Source organism: Rhizobium sp. 01T444 (assembly GCF_056398305.1).
This window is the reverse complement of record NZ_JBFTPD010000003.1, coordinates 550,168-567,097: the sequence shown is the minus strand read 5'-3', so window position 1 is coordinate 567,097 and position 16,930 is coordinate 550,168. Positions and strand designations below refer to the sequence as shown.

Genomic DNA, 16,930 nt, shown 5'->3' with positions numbered 1-16,930 from the left:
AGCGCCGCCTCCGCCCTTGCGGAAGCGGCCAAATATCAGGCGACCGTCTTTAGCTTCAGGCCGGAAAGGCAGAGCTTTTCCATGGCCATGTCGAGCGAGGCGGCCTGCCGCTCGGCATAGAGCGCGAGCTCGTCCTGGACCTTCGCGCCGAGCGCCTCCTCGAAGGCATCCCGATTCGAGCGTGTCGCATAATTCTGCTGCTGGTCCGTGCCGAGGTTCGACTGGAAGATACCGGCCGCGCTGACGGGCAGGAAATCCTCGTAGATGATGGGATCGAACCGCAGATAGCCCTCGGCGATCAACGCATCCGGATCGGAGGGCAGCTGTCCCTTGGCCGCAATACCTTCGGGCGTCACCGAATAGTGGAAGAAGGCAAACCCCTCGCGCCGCAGCTCGTCCCAGCTGTCCGGCAGTGCTTTGAAACGCTCGGCAAGTTCGACATCGTAGTCGCCGGCCTTGGCGCCGGATGCGCCGACCTGCACTTCGCCGCGCACCGAGGCAAGCAGCCGATCATAGAGCGCCCGGCCCTTGGCCGTCAGCGCCACGCCGCGCTGTTCGATCTCGCCGAAGCGGGCCGTATGCGTGCCTGATGTCGTCCCGGCCTCGCCGGCAAAAGCAATCGGTTCTTCCAGAGCCTTGAAGCTCGTCTGCCGCAGCAGGATATCGCAATTGCGTCGCGGCGGGCCTTCGATGACGGCCTTGGGCGCGATGCCGCGCTCCGGCATGCGCCGTTGCACTTCATCAATATCGAGCGTGCGCGGCGTCAGATGGTTGATATGCGGCCCCTTGAAACTGACGACGTCTGCAATGAGGCGGTGGGCATCATGCAGACGCTTGTAGGTCTCGGCGCTGACCGTCGCCTCGCCGTGCCAGCGGAAGGTTTCCAGCGCCCCAGCAACGAACTCCGCAGCTTCCGCTTCCGTCAGACCGCCGGCTTTCTCATGCTGTTCGATGAGGACGATGGCGCGCGGTGTGTAGATGCGCCGTCTTGCGAGGATTGCCGCGGCTTCAGCGCGCAACTCTTCGTCTTCGATCAGTTCCAGGCGCAACAACGAGGTGAAGACGCGGAACGGATTGACGTTCAGCGCCGCTTCATCGACAGGCCGGAAGCAGGTGGAATGTACGGGAACGCCGGCGACCGAGAGATCGTAGTAACCGACCGACTGCATCCCCATGACGGCAAAGAGCCGGCGGATCGTAAACAGCTCTTCGGCCGTTCCGAGACGGATCGCGCCATGACGCTCGACATCGATGCGCTCGAGCTCGCCTGCGCGCCGAAGCCGCTCGCTCAGTCCCTGGTCTTTTGCGAGGACTTCGGCGTTGACCTCTCCCACGAGCTCGATCAGCGTGCCGTATTGCGGCACCTCCGTCCGGTACATCTGCGACATGGCTTCGGTGAAAAGCGAACGGATGCGATCCGTGGAGACGAAAGCGCCGGGCATGAAGAAACTCCGCGTTCATTCCGATTTTGCAGGATGAAGTTCTTTACAAGGCCGCCGAAGCGGTGAATATCGACGTTTCGGAAATAGTTCATTCTGAAATGGAATGATCATGCTCTCACCAAGACGTTTTTTGCCGTCGATCTCGCACCTCGCCGCCTTCGAGGCGGTCGCCCGCACCGGCAGCGTTACGTCAGCCGCCCGCGAACTCGACCTGACACAGAGCGCCGTCAGCCGCCAGATCAAGGCGCTGGAGGAGCAACTCGGCGTCGAGCTTTTCCTGCGCGAACGCCAGACCGTGCGACTTACTCTTGCCGGAGACGCCTACGCGCGTGAGATCCGCGAGGCACTCCGCCGTATCTCCAGCGCCTCGCTAAACCTCCGCGCTAACCCGCATGGCGGTACTTTGAACCTCGCAATTCTGCCGACCTTCGGCACGCGCTGGCTGGCGCCGCGCCTCGGCCGCTTTCTCGCCACCAATCCGGGCGTCACGATCAACCTCGTGACCCGGCTCTCCTCCTTCGATTTCCGGCTCGATACCATCGATGCCGCCATCCACTTCGGTCATCCCCACTGGCCGGGCGCGGAACTCGCCTTTCTGATGTCGGAACGCACGCTGCCCGCCTGCAGCCCGGATTTCCTCAAACGCAACGCGATCTCCCGCGCGGAAGACCTGCTGACAGCGCCCCTCCTGCATCTGACAACCCGGCCCGACKCCTGGGAACGCTGGTTTGCCGACAACGGCGTCGTCTTCGAAAGCGTGCACGGCATGCTGTTCGACCAGTTTGCGACGGCAGCGCAGGCAGCGATCGCCGGCCTCGGTGTTGCCCTGCTGCCGACTTTCCTCATCCAGGAAGAACTGAAGCGCGGCGATCTCATCCCCGCCGTCGACCGCGAGATGGAAAGCCGCGAACGCTATTATCTCGCTTTTCCGCCGGAACGCGCAGATTACGCTCCGCTTGCCGCCTTCCGCGACTGGATTGTCTCCGAAGCCCGTTCGGGTCCTGAAATGTAAGGAAGGCTTGCATCGCAGCAGCGGTTTCGACCATTATGCGCGCCATCAGAATTCGATGCAGGAAATTCCCATGAAGCCGATCTTCGTCCAGCTCCAGTGTGCTCCAGGCAAGACCTATGAGGTCGCCGACGCCATCTACAAGACCGAACTGGTCTCGGAGCTCTATTCGACATCAGGCAATTACGACCTGCTGCTCAAGGTCTACATCGAAGAAGGCCAGGATATCGGCAAGTTCATCAATGACAACATCGCCAACATCCCCGGCATCGTCCGTTCGCTGACGACATTGACCTTCAAGGCGTTCTGAACCAGTTAACCCTTTTGTTAATAAAGCCGCTCGGGGTGCATCTTCATATACCGCACCTTAACGGCCGGCGTGGCTGGTCATTCCCACAGAGAATAGGTGGGAAATGTCCGTCTCCATGACAGTGACCGTCGAAAAAAGGCCGCAGCTTGATGCTGCGCCTCTCATCGTGCACGTCGTGCGCCAGTTTCTGCCGAACCGCGGCGGCCTGGAAGATGTGGTCGCCAATCTCGCCCGCCAGACCCTGAAACGCGGATACCGCGTTCGCGTCGTCACGCTCAATTCCCTCTTTACCGCACCTGAAAACAAGCTGCCGGCGCGCGAAATCATCGACGACATCGAGATCGTGCGCATCCCCTGGTCGGGCAGCAGCCGCTATCCGCTGGCGCCGCAGGTGTTCCGTCATATCGGCGATGCCGACCTGATCCATGTCCATGCGATCGACTTCTTCTTCGATGCACTCGCCTGGGGCAGGTTCCTGCACCGCAAGCCCATGGTCGTCACGACCCATGGCGGCTTCTTTCACACGAAGAAATTCCTGGCGATCAAGAAGGTCTGGTTCAGGACGCTGACACGGCGCTCGGCGAGCGCCTATCGCCGCGTAGTCTGCTGCAGCGCGTCCGATCTCAGCCAGTTCATCCAGATCGTGCCCGATGGCATTACCATCGAGAATGGCGCCGATATCGGCAAATTCGCCGATGCCTCCTCGCGCACCCCCGAACGGCGCGTCGTCACTATCGGGCGCTTCTCGGTAAACAAACGGCTCGATCTGCTACTGGATGCAACGGCAGCGCTCGTCGAACGCAATCCCGGCTGGCGTCTCGATATCATCGGCGCCGAATCCGATCTCAATGCCGCCAATCTCAGGCGCGAGATCACCGCAAGGTCGCTGGACACGGCCGTCACTCTGACTATTTCGCCGGATAATCAAACGATCCGCGAGATCATCGCAAAAGCTTCTCTTTTCGCTTCCGCCTCGGAATATGAGGGCTTCGGCCTCGTCGCGCTGGAAGCGATGAGTGCCGGCCTGCAGCCAGTCCTGAACTCCAATGAGGCTTACCGCGTACTTGCCGGGCGGCACGAGCAGATCATTCTCGCCGACTTCATGAAGCCGGATCGGGCCGCTGACGCGATCGAGGAAGCCTACCGGAAAGTAAGCGCCGAGGGTACAGCACTGCGGGAGAGCCTTGTTCAGGCCGCGCACGCTTATTCGTGGGACGCCGTCGCCGAACGCTATATCGACCTCTACCGGTCGATCGGCATTGCCGCCTAGCGCAATTCCGAACACAAAACCGCTGCGCAGTTTTGCGGGAATTGCTCCAACAAATCAGGAAATTCTCAGGCCTTCGCTAACCGAACGATCTCGTCCAGCACCAGCTTGCGCGATTCCGGCGGCGTCAGGTTGTGATCAGCATCCTGCAGCATCACCACCCGCACATTCGGATGCCGTGTAAACTTGTGCCCGCGCGGGCCGAAATGGAAATACATGTGGTCGAGACCGACATCGCCTTCGCTGTAGATCAGCGTCAGCGGCACCTTGCGCCTGCCAAGCGCCGCAAAGGACTGGCGCACTTGCCGCGCGATATGACGGCGGCCTGGAATGAGTTCGACAAGCGGCGCGATGCGCGGCGAAAGCCGGCGGCCGATCGCGATGAAGATGTTCTGCAGGGCCGCAAAGACATCGACCTCGCCGCGGAACAGCCGTCTGACCGTGTCGAGCCGCATCATCCGCTGACCGTAGTCGTCGACGCTGCGCGGAACAGAGACGACATGCTCGCGCCGCACCGGCATCTCGGGATCCCAGTAGTAGACGAAGGGATTAATCGAAACGATCGCCTTCAAACGCTCATCCTCGATGCCCGCGCGCAGGGCCACATAGCCGCCGCTGCAGCGACCTGCGACCATGATCGGTCCGGCGACAAAGCTTTCCAAGAGATCCAGCGAGGCGAGCGCGTCTTCCGTCTGTGTCGCCGAATAGAGAACCTGTTCCGGCGCATCCGGGCGCGGAACGCTGTCGCCGACATTGGCGGAATCGAAGCGGAGTGAAACGACTCCCTGGCGAGCGAGCGCACGCGCCATATCGACAGTCGTACGACCCCAGCCGGCATGCCGGTCATAGGCCGTCGACATAAAGAGCACGGCATTACCCTTGATCTCGCCCTGCGGCCGGCTGATGACGCCGATCAGATGCTGGAAGGCTCCGAATCGAACCGGAATTTCCTCAAAACCATCACCCGCGAGCGACTGGTTTCCGACTTCCTGCGGAGAGTGCCCCGCGGATGCGGCAGACACGGTTGTCTCGACAAGCCATTCGGTGAGCAGCGCGATGACTGCCATCGGCGTCTTGGCAAAGAGCGGGTTCGTGACCAGCTCGTCATAACCTTCGAAAACGCGCTGCTCGACATTGCCGCCGAGCGCCTTCAGGGCGTCGGCGAAGGCCGTATCGTCACCCCGAACCGGGCGTTCGAGGATGAGGTAATTCGGCGCCGCCAGGTCCTGCGGTGAACTGATGTTGAGCTTGCCGATTTCCGCAGCAATCGCGTCGTGCAAGGTCAGACCGGCGATCTGTACCTGTGTACTCGGCGCATGTTCCTTGCCGAGACCGAGGTCGGCATGGATGATCCGCGACCACATGTTGATTTCACGCAGATGACCTCTGCCGCTCAAAATAGGCGCAAGCAGCACAACACTGTCGACGCCCTCGATCGAATGGCCAGTCAAATGAGCAAGCGTGCCGCCGAGACCCTGGCCGACAAGGATGATCTGCGAGCAACCACTGAGAGCCTTCAGCTTTACAGCGGCCGCGCGGATGGAGTTCTTCCAGATTTCCAGGCTCGGCGTCTGATTTCCGAAATCGAGTGCGTCACCCGTGCCCGTATAGTCGAACCGCAGGCTCGGTACACCGATATCGGAAAAATGCTCTGCCGCCACACGATAGAATTTCCGCGTGCACATTTCCTCGAAACCCCAGGGGCTGACGAAGAGGACGGCAGCCGAGCGTCTTGCGACATCAGGCTTTTCGGGCATGAACAGACCAATCGTGCCATCGAAGACAACGGGAAGAGCAGCGGCACGGCCGGCGCCTTCTGCTGGTTCACGCGAGAATTCTTCGTTGACCGGCTTCTTCGCTTCTCCTTCTCGGGTCGGCGGGGTGATGAAATTGACCACGCGCCTTGCCGGTCCCTTCAGCAGCGCCGGCATCTTGTCGAGGATCGAGCGCAGCACCTGGATATCTTCGGCCGGAACGGCGCGCAGGACTTTCAACGCAGCAAAATAAGTAAATGTGCCAGCGATGATCGCCGCGACAAGACCAATCGGACCCTGGATGAGCTCAAGTGCAGTGATGGCACCGCAGCCGCAAAATACCGCCGCGAGAGTAATCTTCGTAAGGCTGAGATAAAGGCCCGAAAGCTGCGTTCCGAATCCCGTTTGCCTGACCATCATTACCGACATCGCAACAAATACGGCTATGCGCACAAGCGCGGCACCCTCGGCGGCAAGACTAGGTACGATGAGTAAACAACCCACTACCATCAGGAGGCCACCTATCACACTGATTTTCAACCGTACATTGGCCTTGTCGATTGAAAGCAGGTACAGGCTGAGAACCTGCATGAGAGTGTAGGCAGGCGCGACAAGCGCAAGCAGGGCGACAACTCCGCCGCTTCGGTCGAAGGCTTCGCCGAAGACCACATGCACAAGTTCAGTAGAGATCGCAGCAAGCCCGAGGCTCATCGGCAGCACAATATAGGCCATGCTGCGGATGACGGCGGCAAAGGCCTCGACCGGGAATTTCGAGTCGGCGCTGGCATGCCGCCGTTCAGAATAATAGGGCAGCAGGCTGCCGCTCATCTGGATGGGAAGCTGCAGCGCGATATTGGCGATCGACAGGCCGGCAGCATAGAAACCGACCATTTCCACCGACCAGAACTGCTGCAGAAAGAGCAGTTCAATGCGGTTGAGGAAGATCGAATCGATGATGAACTGCATAGACAGGATGACCGACGACGACGCCAGATATTTGAGCGAGACGCCGCAGCGGTCACGACGGGTAAAGAGGATCGGCAAGGTAGCGACGAAAAGCACGAGCTGGCCGAGCGCATAGCCGACGAGCACGCCCAGCACCCCATAAAAAACGGCACCGACCGCCACACCCACAAGCTGAAAGACCGAGACGATCAGCGTCAGCTGAAAGAAGGTGCCAAGCCGCTTTTCGCCGATGAGGTAGAATTTGACGAAGGAGCCAATCGCCTGGACGAAGAAGAGAATGCCTGTCACAAGCGCCACCGACGGCGCGGTATTAGCCCAGTGCATTTCCTCCGATGTCAGGAAGAACAGGGCATAGAGCCCCAGCAGCACCAACGTGGAGCAGACCATGAAGGTGACCAGGATCGAGGCAAATCCCCTACGTTGCTCGAAACTGTAGCCCTGCGCCGAAAGCTGCGGCAGCGTCTTCAGAAGCGTGATGCTGGAGCCGAGCTCAGCAATCGAGGCCCCTGTGACAACGAGCCAGAGCGAAAAGGCGACGATACCGTTGGCCTCGGGGCCGAGCAGGCGTGCGGTTATGATCGAGGATACGAATCCCGTCACCAGAAGCAGCATGCCAGCCGCCGCATTCATCACCGAGTTTGCAATAATGCCCTTCGACATCCGTCCATCCGCTAGAAGCCGCATCGCGGCCGAAAACAAGCCATCTCTAAATTGGAAACGTTAAAATAAAGGGGAGTGAGGCACTCAGCTTAGCTTGCCTGCATCGTCGAAAGCCTCGAAAGCGCCTTGTCATAACTGTGCTCGGCAAGATGGCGCATCAGATAGGTCCGAGCCCCCTCCGCTTTTCGCCTCGCACCATCAGAATCGGAATAGATGCTCTTCAGATGCGCTGCCGCGGCCACTGGCGAGGGATCGGCCCAGACGGCATTCTTGAGATCGGCAAATTCCGGATGGCTGTCGACGACGGGAATGAGCGACGGCTCGACCAGCCAGGTATTGTCGGGATCACAGAAATCGGCCGTGCCCGACCATCCTGTCGAGATGACGGGCGTGCGGTGCATGATCGCTTCAGCCACCGTCAGGCCGAAGCCCTCCGAGCGGTGCAGCGAAAGATAGGCATTGGAATCGCGGATAATGCCGTTGATCTCCGAACTCGCCAGATTGTCGGTAACGATCCGGATGTTGCGGTCGCCTTCCACGGACTGCATCAGTGCCCGAAGCGTCTCGTCCCTGGCCGGGTTGCCGCTCGCCTTCATCAGCAGGAAGGCATTGGGGCATTCGGCGCTGAAGAGCCTGAAGGCTTCGATCACCGCCTGCGGGTTCTTGCGGTTGATCGAGGAGCCGGCACTGAAGATGAACGATACGAGGAAAGCATCCTCGGCAATTCCGAATTTCTGCCTGATACCGTCAGCCGCCGGCCGCTCGGTAACAGGGTGCGGCACGACAATGACGGGTGCAGTCGTATGCGGCGCGATTGCTCGCCTGGTGAATTCAGAGGGAACGAAGACGGCGCTCATATAGTGCATGGCATTGCGCCATTCCGCCGGCACCACTTCAAGCTCCCAGGCCCAGTAGCCGATGTTGAAGGCACGAGTGAAATTCCCGAGGCCTTTCTTCAGGATCGCGCGCGGCAGCATGGGCGGATTGAGATGCCATATGCGGCTTCCCGGCTGGCCGTCGGAAACCTGTGTAGATGCCCACCCCACCAGCTTGCCTTCATCCGGATGCGTGCTGACATCAGCCAGCATGATCTCACGGCCCGCCCGCGAAAGCGCACCAACGCAAAGTCGCGCGGATTCGCCTACACCCGCCGCCATCGACAGATAGCCGACAATCTCAACCGGCCGGCGCGGATTGAAGGCAAGCCGCGATTTGACGATAAGCCGCTGCAGTAGATGCCCGCGCACGCTCCGATAGACGCCCCGCAGAGCCTCTTCCGCCTGCACTCTGATGGTCATGACCGCTCCCTAGCCCTTAAAGCGCGAAACGGCGCGCGGCGCCGACGCTCCTGATTTCGCCTGCCGGCAATGCATCGCCATCAGTGCCCGCAGCGGCGATGAGCTTCACTCGCTTGGCAGGGCCCGGTGCCAGATGGAACCAGTCCTCTTCCGCCCGGTAGCCTTCGACATCGATATGGACAGATTGGGCCAGCCTGTCGGTCGCAAGCGTGATGAACCAATCATCGCCCTCACGCATGAAAGATGCCTCGATCGTCGCGTCGTGGAAGGCTTTGGCTCGGCCGCGCGGAAAATGGAAAGCCTGTGCGAGCAACGCTCCGTCCATCGTCGACCGCAGCCAGGCAACGCTGACGTCATGCGACGGCGCACCAAAACGGAAGGCATAGGTCGCATCGAAGAAGCCGCCGAAGAGATCGGTGCAAGCGATACGCTCCACGCTTCTCGGGTCGAGATTGAAAGCCTTGCTGCCGCTCGCGACCTGCTGGCGCCCCTCGCGCAGGCAGGCGACATCGAGTTCGACAGCGACCACCTTATCCGTTTCGTTGATGACGTGGACATAGAGGCCGTTCGTCCCCTCGTCCGTAAAAACCGCCTGCACCGGACGGAAGGCGCGGCGCATTGCATGCCAGACAGGCTTCGGCTCGCCGGTTGAGTCGATCACGCCCCAGCCGGGACCTGGCAACAGATCCTGCAGGGTCCAGACGAGCGCGCCATTACAGGACGATCCCTTGCGTCGCCATTCGGCAAAAGTCTCCTCCAGCACCTCGCTCGTCACAGCGCGCGAAAGATCGAGATAACGCTCGGGGTCTTCTCGACGGAGCCTGGCCGCATCGAGATCGTAGAGAAGCCCGAGATAGAAATCTCTGATATCCTCGAAATCCCAGGAAGCACCGCGGTCGCGCGGCACCCGCTCTTTCCAGAGCGGACTGTGAACTGGGGGCACGTCGAGATGCCGTTGCAAGGTCCGCTGCTGCGGCACATGGGCAAAGGCGAGGCTTTCGGCCGCAAAGCGCACCTCGGCGCGGCGCGCATCCTCGAGTGGCCGCATATAGGCGCCGACGCCGTAATAATGCGTCACGCCGGCGTTGGGCGAAAAGGGCATCGCCCCGCCATAGGGCGAATTCGGCACATAGGGCACATCCGGCCGCATGCGCTGGCAGATCGCCGGGATGATCTCGTCGGTGATCGGCCCGCTCCAGAAATCCGGGGGCAGACCGAACATCGCCGCCTGCTGGTGGATTTCGCTGCCGCCGCAGAGCACGGCAAGCGAGGGCGAGAGCTGTACGCCATGCAGAAACTCTTCCACCTCGGCATGTACATGGCCGATAAAAGCCTTGTCATTCTTCGGATAGTCGAAATTGGCGAACATGAAGTCTTGCCAGACCATCAGCCCGAGCACATCGCAGAGCGCGAAAAAGTCAGGCGTTTCATAGGCCATGGTACCGCCGATGCGGATCATGTTCATGCCAGCCTCGGCAGCAAGCCGCAGGAAGGGCTCGTAATCGGCCCGCTCGCCAGGCAGCCGTGCGATATCGGCCGTTGTCCAGACCGCACCGCGGCAGAAGACCTGCTCGCCGTTTATGACAAGCGCGAAATCATTGCCATCAGCGCCATGGTCAACCTCGATACGACGAAAGCCGGCTTTGCCCAGCGAATGTACTTCGCCATCGATAACCAGCGTCACATCATAGAGATGCGGCACACCATGCGTATGCGGCCACCACGCCTCGATGTCGGAAAGCTTGAGAATCGCCGAATAATGCCGATCGCCGATCTTCTCGAAACCCTGCTCGGCGCCGGCGCAACGCAACAGCATCACCGGCTCTTCGCCAGCGGTATAAAGCGAAACGCTGAGTCGCCCCGCGCCGTTTTCCTCCAACACCGCGCGCACCGAAACATGATCGACCGAGGCCACGCCCCGGCGCACGAGCGAAATCTGCCGCCACGGCCCAACGGCATGGATCTCCGGACACCAGCCGGGCATATGCCCGAGCAGCGTGTTGCGGACATTCTTCAGCCCTTGAGGCGTAATCATCTGCGGTCGCCAGCGAGCACGCGGCCCGGGCTCCGACAGACGAGGGCCAAGCGCCCGGAAGCAGAGCGCCAGTTCATCACCGCCTGTCAGCGTAACCGGCATTTCGTGCGCAGTGAACATGCTCTCGGAAAAGAGGATTTCCTGGCCGTTGAGAAAAACATGGCAGATCGTCGCCAGCCCCTCAAAACGCAGGATCGCCTCACCCGGCTCCGTATCGAAGAGGCGGGTCAGGTACCAGGCGTCCTTGGTGTTCAGCGGCTGTGGATTTTCCCGGTCGAACAGCCCTGCTCTTTCGAGCGCCGCTGCAACGGTGCCGGGAACAGGTGCAGGAATGAACTGCGCCGAAAGATGGATGTCGTGGGGTGTCGCGCAGGCGCCAGGCTCGGTCAGAACCAGATTCCACCCTTCGGAAAGCAAGCTTTCCTCAGCCCCGATGCTTGCCAACCGCCCCCGCATGGTCAGATCTCCGGCCTCAGACTCGCTCCGCGAGCGATGCCATCATCGAATCCCATGCATCGGCTGCCGGATCAAGTGCCGCTTTCAAAGGCTCGAACTTGCGGCGGGTGACGGCGCGGGCAAGCTGGAACTGAACCGACTTCGCCACTTCCGAGATCCGGCGCGCCTCTCCGGCCGCAACACCAAACTCGCCGGCTGAAAGCCAAGTCAGATGATCGGCCGCGAGTTCGAAATTCGCACCTACCTGCCGCAGCGTGTTGAAGGCATATTTGTGGAAGAAACCGAAGGGCCGATCGGCTACTGCCTCGACCTGCAACGGAAAGACCTCGGCAAAGGCGCGGATCGGATTGGCGCTTGGGCGGCGATGGAAATGGAAGCCCAGGAGCCGCCGCGAAACCTCGCGCAGATGTGCTTCGCCGACAGGGCGTTCCGGGAACTTGGCGAATTCGGTATAGGGCAGGAACGGCGCATCCTCATCCGTCAGATGGGATTGGAACAAGCCGTCGAAATCCTCGCCCTCGATGCGGAAATAGCCGGCATTATGGAAGTAGTCGACACGCTTGCCGGCAAAGTCCAGCCGGTTGATCGCAACCGTCGTCTTGCCATGTTCCTGCCGGTAGGCGGTGCCGCGCGTATCTGGCATGTAGAAGGAATCCATCTCGATGAGGCAGAGCCGCCCGCGGGCGATCTGCACCTCGATATGCCGCTCGACGCGGTCGTAGATCGCAAGCTCGGTGGCGCGAATGCCGTAGAGCGCTTCGAGATCCTCCAGCGGCACCTTGAAGAAGGTGAACTGGTCGCCCTCGAAATCCTGGGTCAACGTGAAACCGAGCATCGCTTCCGGCGCAACGCCAAAGGTCGAGAGAACCTCGATCCAGAGATCGATGTAGCAATTGGTCTCCGGCCACATGCGCTCACCGGAATGCAGCGCATGCGCCTTGTAGGTATCGGGGTCGATACCCGCAAAGACCGATGTCATCGAGCCGCTCAGCCCCACAGGACTTTCCGCACACTTGCCGGCCATTCCTTGACGTCAAGGCCGTGATGATGGAAGAGCGCGAGCGCAATGCGCTCCAGCCCGAAGCCGACGCAGGCGGTGTGGGCCACGCTGCCGTCTTCAAGGTTCAGGCCCCACTTCACGCCGAACGAGTCCTGATGATAGTTGAAGCTCATGCAGGCCGTTGGGTTTGCAGAGGACGTGATCGGGATCAAGAGCTCGAACTTCAGGTTCTGGTCGCGCTGGTTGTTGACCATCATCTTGCCGGCACGGCCGAAGAACGGGTCGTTGGCAACGTCGATCGTCACGTCGAGACCGACCTGCTTCATCATTTCGACACCGCGGTCCATCCAGCTCTGGCGGAAATCGGTCACATGCTGCTCGGTGCCCATGCAGACATATTCGCGCATGCGGAAAAGCTGCTGCCGGGCCGGATCCTTGGAAGGCTCATGACGGAAGCAATAGGATTGCAGATCGAAGAGACCGCCCTTGGCCGGCAGGTTGCCGCGCTTGGCGACCGTCGGATAAAGCGGATAGCAGGCTGCCGGCGTCAGCACGATGTCGGTCGCCTTCTGGTCCTTGGTCCAGTCCTCGCCGACTTCCATGCACTGCAGCAGGCTCATATGGTCGAGCTCGGCGCCGCAGAAGCTGTGCACCGTGCCGGCAAGCTGCGGGAAGCTCTTCATGTAGCCGCTCTTTTCGAAGAGCGCGCGGTTCATGCCGGGCGGAAAACGCATCGCCTCGGCGCCGTCAGCGCCGCCGAACCTGTCGATCAGCCGTTCAAAGGCGGCAATGACGTCTTCGAACTGGCCGCTGCGGCCGTAAAGACCGTCAACGCCGGTATCGATCAGCAGACCTGACTCGAAGAGCCGGTCCAGAAACGAAGTCTGCATATCCATGGCTTTACCCCAGTAGGCTAGTGTCCTGCTTATGGACAAGAAGCATGCTCGACGTATTGCCGAGGATGCGGTCGTTCGAGATCATGAGCTGTGCGGAATGGGCATCGCGCAGATGACGTCCGAGGCTGAAGGGCGTACCGTTCTTGTAGCCCATGATGCCGCAGATCAGCATGGTGTGATTGACGATTTCCAGGATCGTTTCCGAAGAGGCGATCTTCACATTGTTCATCGCCACGGCAAAGCCCATCGACGAGAGCTTGTCGCCGTCAGTTTTGGCATCCTCATAGGCCTTGAGGCCGGCAACGACGTTCGATTTCACCATCTGCAGGAGGTTGGAAACCTCCGCGAGGCGAAGCGCGCCGGGCGGCGTGGCGTCGGGAGACTTGCGGGCAGCAGCGCGCACGAAAGCCTGTGCGCGGGAAACGGCATCGACCGCGATGCCGTACCAGACACCGCTCCAGAGCAGGTGCGAGGAGGCGAGCATCGACTGCGCAGCGATTTCAGCGAAGGGCTTCGGCAGGATCTGTGCGGCCGGCGCTTCACCCTTGAAGAGGAAGCCGTCGGAGCAGGTACCGCGCATGCCGAGCGTGTTCCAGATATGCGTCTTTTCGAGCGTGTACTGATCCCTAAGGAAGGCAGTCAGTACCTGATCGGAAGAAGCGGCCTGCGGATGGCTGCGCGAGGTGATGAGAATTGCATCGGCATGCGAGCCATAGGAAATGACGGTCGCATCCTTTTGCAGCCTGCAGATATCGCCGTCGATTTCGATGGCGCAGATGCTGTTGCGCAGATTGCCGCCGATCCCACCTTCGGTGGTGGCGGAAGCGATCAGGAGCTGTTCGGCGGCGATACGGCGCATGAAGGCGCTATGCCATTCGCTGTCGACGCCATGTTCGACGAGGCTCGAAAGCTTGATCTGGTGCATGGCGAAGACCATCGCGCTTGCCGCGCAGGCCTGGCCAAGAATCGAGCACAATTCGGCGATCTGGGTGATGGAAGCGGCCTCGCCACCGAGATGGCGGGGAATCTGGATGCCGAGCAGGCGCTCGGTCTTCATCGCGTTGACGGCTTCATGCGGGAACCGGCCTTCGAAATCGACGGCATCCGCATGTTTTGCCGCAATTTCTGCGACGCGGGCAGCCCTTGCGACCAGGCTGTCTTCCGTGATCTTGACCGGGAAGTTCATCAGGCGACCTTTCGGCTATCCCGGATGAGATCGACCGTCTTGGCGATCGCCGAGATGCTTGCAAAGGACTTGCGGTTCAAGAGATTGTCAGGAAACTCAATGTCGAATGCCTCTTCGATGCCAAGCATGAGCTGCACCGAAGCGAAGGACGTCAGACCCGCAGCGTAGAGATCCGCATCGTCGGCAACCTGATCAACAGGAACAGGAAGCTTACCGAACTTGGCTACGAGGTCGCGGATTGTCTTGTTCATCCCATTAACTCCAGATTTTCATGATCCTGAGCCGGCATTCATCGCCTTTTCATGGGAGTGCTTTTAGTGCGGAAAACAGAAAATTCCGCTAATGTAATTAGTTAAATATGACTATCACTCATACTTTGCATTTTACAAATCATGCCCGCTTGCGGCCTAATACTTCATTCCTATCAATAGTTTGATGTAGCCCGAGATGACCGGCAGAAAATGGCCCCGGCTGTATCGAGTGCAGAAATGGTACGCCGGGAGCACGCTTTTGCGTTAACCGGCAGGCGGATAGGAATGCTCGCCGCCGCGATAGTCCGACACCGAGTAGCAGCCCTCCCCGGTCGCCTTCACAGCGCTCTCGCCGATGACGGCCTTGCCGTAACCACCGGGAATATCGAGAATATAGGTGGGCTGGCAGAGACCGGAGATGCGGCCGCGAAGCGAGGCAACGATCTTCTGCCCCTCTTCTATCGACAGCCTGAAATGGCTGGTGCCGGGCGCAAGGTCCGGATGATGCAGATAATAAGGTTTCACGCGCGTCTCGACGAAGGCCCGCATAAGTTCTGCCAGCACGTCGGGATCGTCATTGACGCCCTTCAGGAGCACCGACTGGCTGACCATGACGATGCCGGCATCCACCAGCCGGGCGCAGGCGGCGCGTGCTTCAGTCGTCAGCTCACGCGGATGGTTGGCGTGAAGCGCGACATAGACAGTCTTGCCACTCGCTTTCAGCGCCGCAATCAGCTCCGCATCGATCTTCTGCGGATCGACGACGGGCACGCGCGTGTGGAAGCGCACGATCTTCACATGCTCGATCTCGGCAAGCTCGCTTAGAATGTCGCCGAGACGCCTTGGTGAAAGCACCAGCGGATCGCCGCCGGTCAGGATCACTTCCCAGATCTCGCCATGCCCGCGGATATAGTCGACGGCTGCAGCCAGCGCCGCCGGATCGAGCATGCCGAGCCCCTGCGGCCCCACCATCTCGCGCCGGAAGCAGAAGCGGCAATAGACCGGGCAGACATGCACGGCCTTCAACAGCACGCGGTCCGGATAGCGATGCACGATGCCCTCGACCGGGCTGTGCGCATGGTCCCCGATGGGGTCGGCCCGTTCCTCGGGCGTGGTAACGAGTTCCGCCACATCGGGCACGAACTGCCGGGCAATCGGATCGGCCGGATCGGCATAATCGATCAACCTTGCCATGGCAGGTGTCAGCGCGATGGCATAGCGCGCGGCGACCTCATCGAGCGCCAGTCGCTCCGTGTCCTCGACCAGCCCCGCCCTGACGAGATCGTCGACGCTCTTGATCGGACGCATGACATTCATCGGCCGTACTCCGCGACCGGCGCCCAGAGCACCTGATCGATCCGCGATGCACCTGTCGCCAGCATCACCAACCGGTCGAAGCCGAGCGCGATGCCGCTCGCTTCCGGCATGACCGCCAGCGCCGCCAGAAAATCCTCGTCGAGCGGATAGGTCTCGCCATAGACCCGCATCTTCTCCGCCATCTCGATCTCGAAACGGCGCCGCTGCTCGGCGGCATTTGTAAGTTCGCCAAAGCCGTTGGCAAGCTCGACCCCGCACGCATAGAACTCGAAGCGCTCCGCTACGCGCGGATCGCGCGCCGAAGGCCGCGCAAGAGCCGCTTCTGAAACAGGATATTCGTCGAGAATGGTGACACGGCCAAAGCCGAGATAAGGCTCGACCTTCTCCACCAGCACCCGACTGAAGAGATCAGCCCAATGATCGTCATCGGCAACGCGCATGCCGACCCGCCGCATTTCCGCGGCAAGATGCTCGCGTTCGGTCGAGCCGTCAGCAGATACAGACGCCAGAAGATCGATGCCGGCATGGCGACCGAACGCTTCTGCAACGCTGATGCGCTCCGGCCCGGCGAAGGGATCGCACTCAGCGCCGCGATAGGTAAGCGTTGCGGTCTTCACCGTTTCGGCAGCGAGCGCCAGCATACGCACGCAATCCATCATCAGGCTCTCATAGCTCTCGCCCGCCCGATACCATTCGAGCATTGTGAACTCAGGATGATGCAGCGGCCCGCGCTCGCGGTTGCGATAGACATGCGCAAAGCAGGCGATGCGTTCTTCACCGGCGGCCAAAAGCTTCTTGCAGGCAAATTCCGGCGACGTGTGCAGGTAGAAGGGCGCAGCCTGTCCGTCCGTCGTCAGCGCTTGCGTCGCAAAGGCATGCAGATGCGCCTCGTTGCCCGGAGACACCTGCAGCGTCGCAGTATCGACCTCGATGAAATCCTCACGGGCGAAATAACCTCGCAGCGCTGACTGGATCGCGTTACGCCCGATAAGGAACGGGCGGCGATCGGCATGCACTGATGGTGTCCACCAGGGAGACGCTGTGGCGCTCGTGAGGTTCATTCAACGCTTTCCTTGCCGGATT

The 16,930-nt window shown here is 60.7% G+C and carries 13 protein-coding genes; 3 read left to right on the top strand and 10 right to left on the bottom strand.

Annotation, left to right across the window (positions count from 1 at the left end):
• Positions 1-35: 35 nt before the first annotated feature.
• Positions 36-1,442 carry a 2-oxoadipate dioxygenase/decarboxylase HglS gene (hglS, locus tag AC1DTN_RS08115; protein WP_477920344.1) on the bottom strand — a complete coding sequence of 469 codons (1,407 nt, stop codon included), beginning with the start codon at positions 1,440-1,442 and terminating at the stop codon, positions 36-38.
• Between the two features lie 103 nt (positions 1,443-1,545).
• Between hglS and AC1DTN_RS08110 the strand changes: the two genes are divergently transcribed.
• From AC1DTN_RS08110 to AC1DTN_RS08100, 3 genes are all read left to right on the top strand, one after another.
• Positions 1,546-2,454 (top strand): LysR family transcriptional regulator, encoded by a 909-nt coding sequence (locus AC1DTN_RS08110; protein WP_477920343.1) that lies wholly within the window; start codon positions 1,546-1,548, stop codon positions 2,452-2,454.
• Between the two features lie 70 nt (positions 2,455-2,524).
• Positions 2,525-2,761, top strand: coding sequence for an Lrp/AsnC ligand binding domain-containing protein (locus AC1DTN_RS08105; RefSeq protein WP_007825394.1), 237 nt, complete (start codon positions 2,525-2,527; stop codon positions 2,759-2,761).
• Positions 2,762-2,864: 103 nt separating this feature from the next.
• Positions 2,865-4,031 (top strand): glycosyltransferase family 4 protein, encoded by a 1,167-nt coding sequence (locus AC1DTN_RS08100; RefSeq protein ID WP_439016833.1) that lies wholly within the window; start codon positions 2,865-2,867, stop codon positions 4,029-4,031.
• Between the two features lie 65 nt (positions 4,032-4,096).
• On the opposite strand, the gene AC1DTN_RS08095 is transcribed toward AC1DTN_RS08100, so the two are convergent.
• The 9 genes from AC1DTN_RS08095 to epmA all read right to left on the bottom strand — a co-directional run bounded on the left by AC1DTN_RS08095 (position 4,097) and on the right by epmA (position 16,908).
• Positions 4,097-7,408, bottom strand: a complete 3,312-nt coding sequence (locus AC1DTN_RS08095; protein WP_477920341.1) for an oligosaccharide flippase family protein — start codon at positions 7,406-7,408, stop codon at positions 4,097-4,099.
• Positions 7,409-7,497: 89 nt separating this feature from the next.
• On the bottom strand, positions 7,498-8,676 hold the full coding sequence (locus tag AC1DTN_RS08090) for a glycosyltransferase family 4 protein (protein ID WP_037072541.1): 1,179 nt from the start codon (positions 8,674-8,676) through the stop codon (positions 7,498-7,500).
• Between the two features lie 46 nt (positions 8,677-8,722).
• Positions 8,723-11,197 (bottom strand): glycoside hydrolase family 2 protein, encoded by a 2,475-nt coding sequence (locus tag AC1DTN_RS08085; RefSeq protein WP_477920339.1) that lies wholly within the window; start codon positions 11,195-11,197, stop codon positions 8,723-8,725.
• Between the two features lie 16 nt (positions 11,198-11,213).
• Complete coding sequence (locus AC1DTN_RS08080; protein ID WP_442205963.1) at positions 11,214-12,194, bottom strand: DUF1839 family protein; 981 nt, start codon at positions 12,192-12,194, stop codon at positions 11,214-11,216.
• A complete protein-coding gene (locus AC1DTN_RS08075) occupies positions 12,185-13,093 on the bottom strand; it encodes an amino acid--[acyl-carrier-protein] ligase (RefSeq protein WP_477920337.1) in 909 nt (302 codons plus the stop codon). The genes AC1DTN_RS08080 and AC1DTN_RS08075 overlap by 10 nt, the downstream gene beginning before the upstream one ends.
• Positions 13,094-13,097: 4 nt before the next feature.
• Entirely contained in the window at positions 13,098-14,279 is a 1,182-nt protein-coding gene (locus tag AC1DTN_RS08070; protein ID WP_477920336.1) for an acyl-CoA dehydrogenase family protein, read from the bottom strand.
• Complete coding sequence (locus tag AC1DTN_RS08065; RefSeq protein WP_112564399.1) at positions 14,279-14,530, bottom strand: acyl carrier protein; 252 nt, start codon at positions 14,528-14,530, stop codon at positions 14,279-14,281. Before AC1DTN_RS08065 ends, AC1DTN_RS08070 begins: the two co-directional genes overlap by 1 nt.
• A 264-nt stretch (positions 14,531-14,794) precedes the next feature.
• The gene (locus tag AC1DTN_RS08060; RefSeq protein WP_477920335.1) at positions 14,795-15,847 is read right to left on the bottom strand and encodes a lysine-2,3-aminomutase-like protein; all 1,053 of its coding nucleotides are present in this window, start codon (positions 15,845-15,847) and stop codon (positions 14,795-14,797) included.
• Positions 15,844-16,908 (bottom strand): EF-P lysine aminoacylase EpmA, encoded by a 1,065-nt coding sequence (gene epmA, locus AC1DTN_RS08055; RefSeq protein WP_439016841.1) that lies wholly within the window; start codon positions 16,906-16,908, stop codon positions 15,844-15,846. Before epmA ends, AC1DTN_RS08060 begins: the two co-directional genes overlap by 4 nt.
• Positions 16,909-16,930 lie beyond the last annotated feature (22 nt).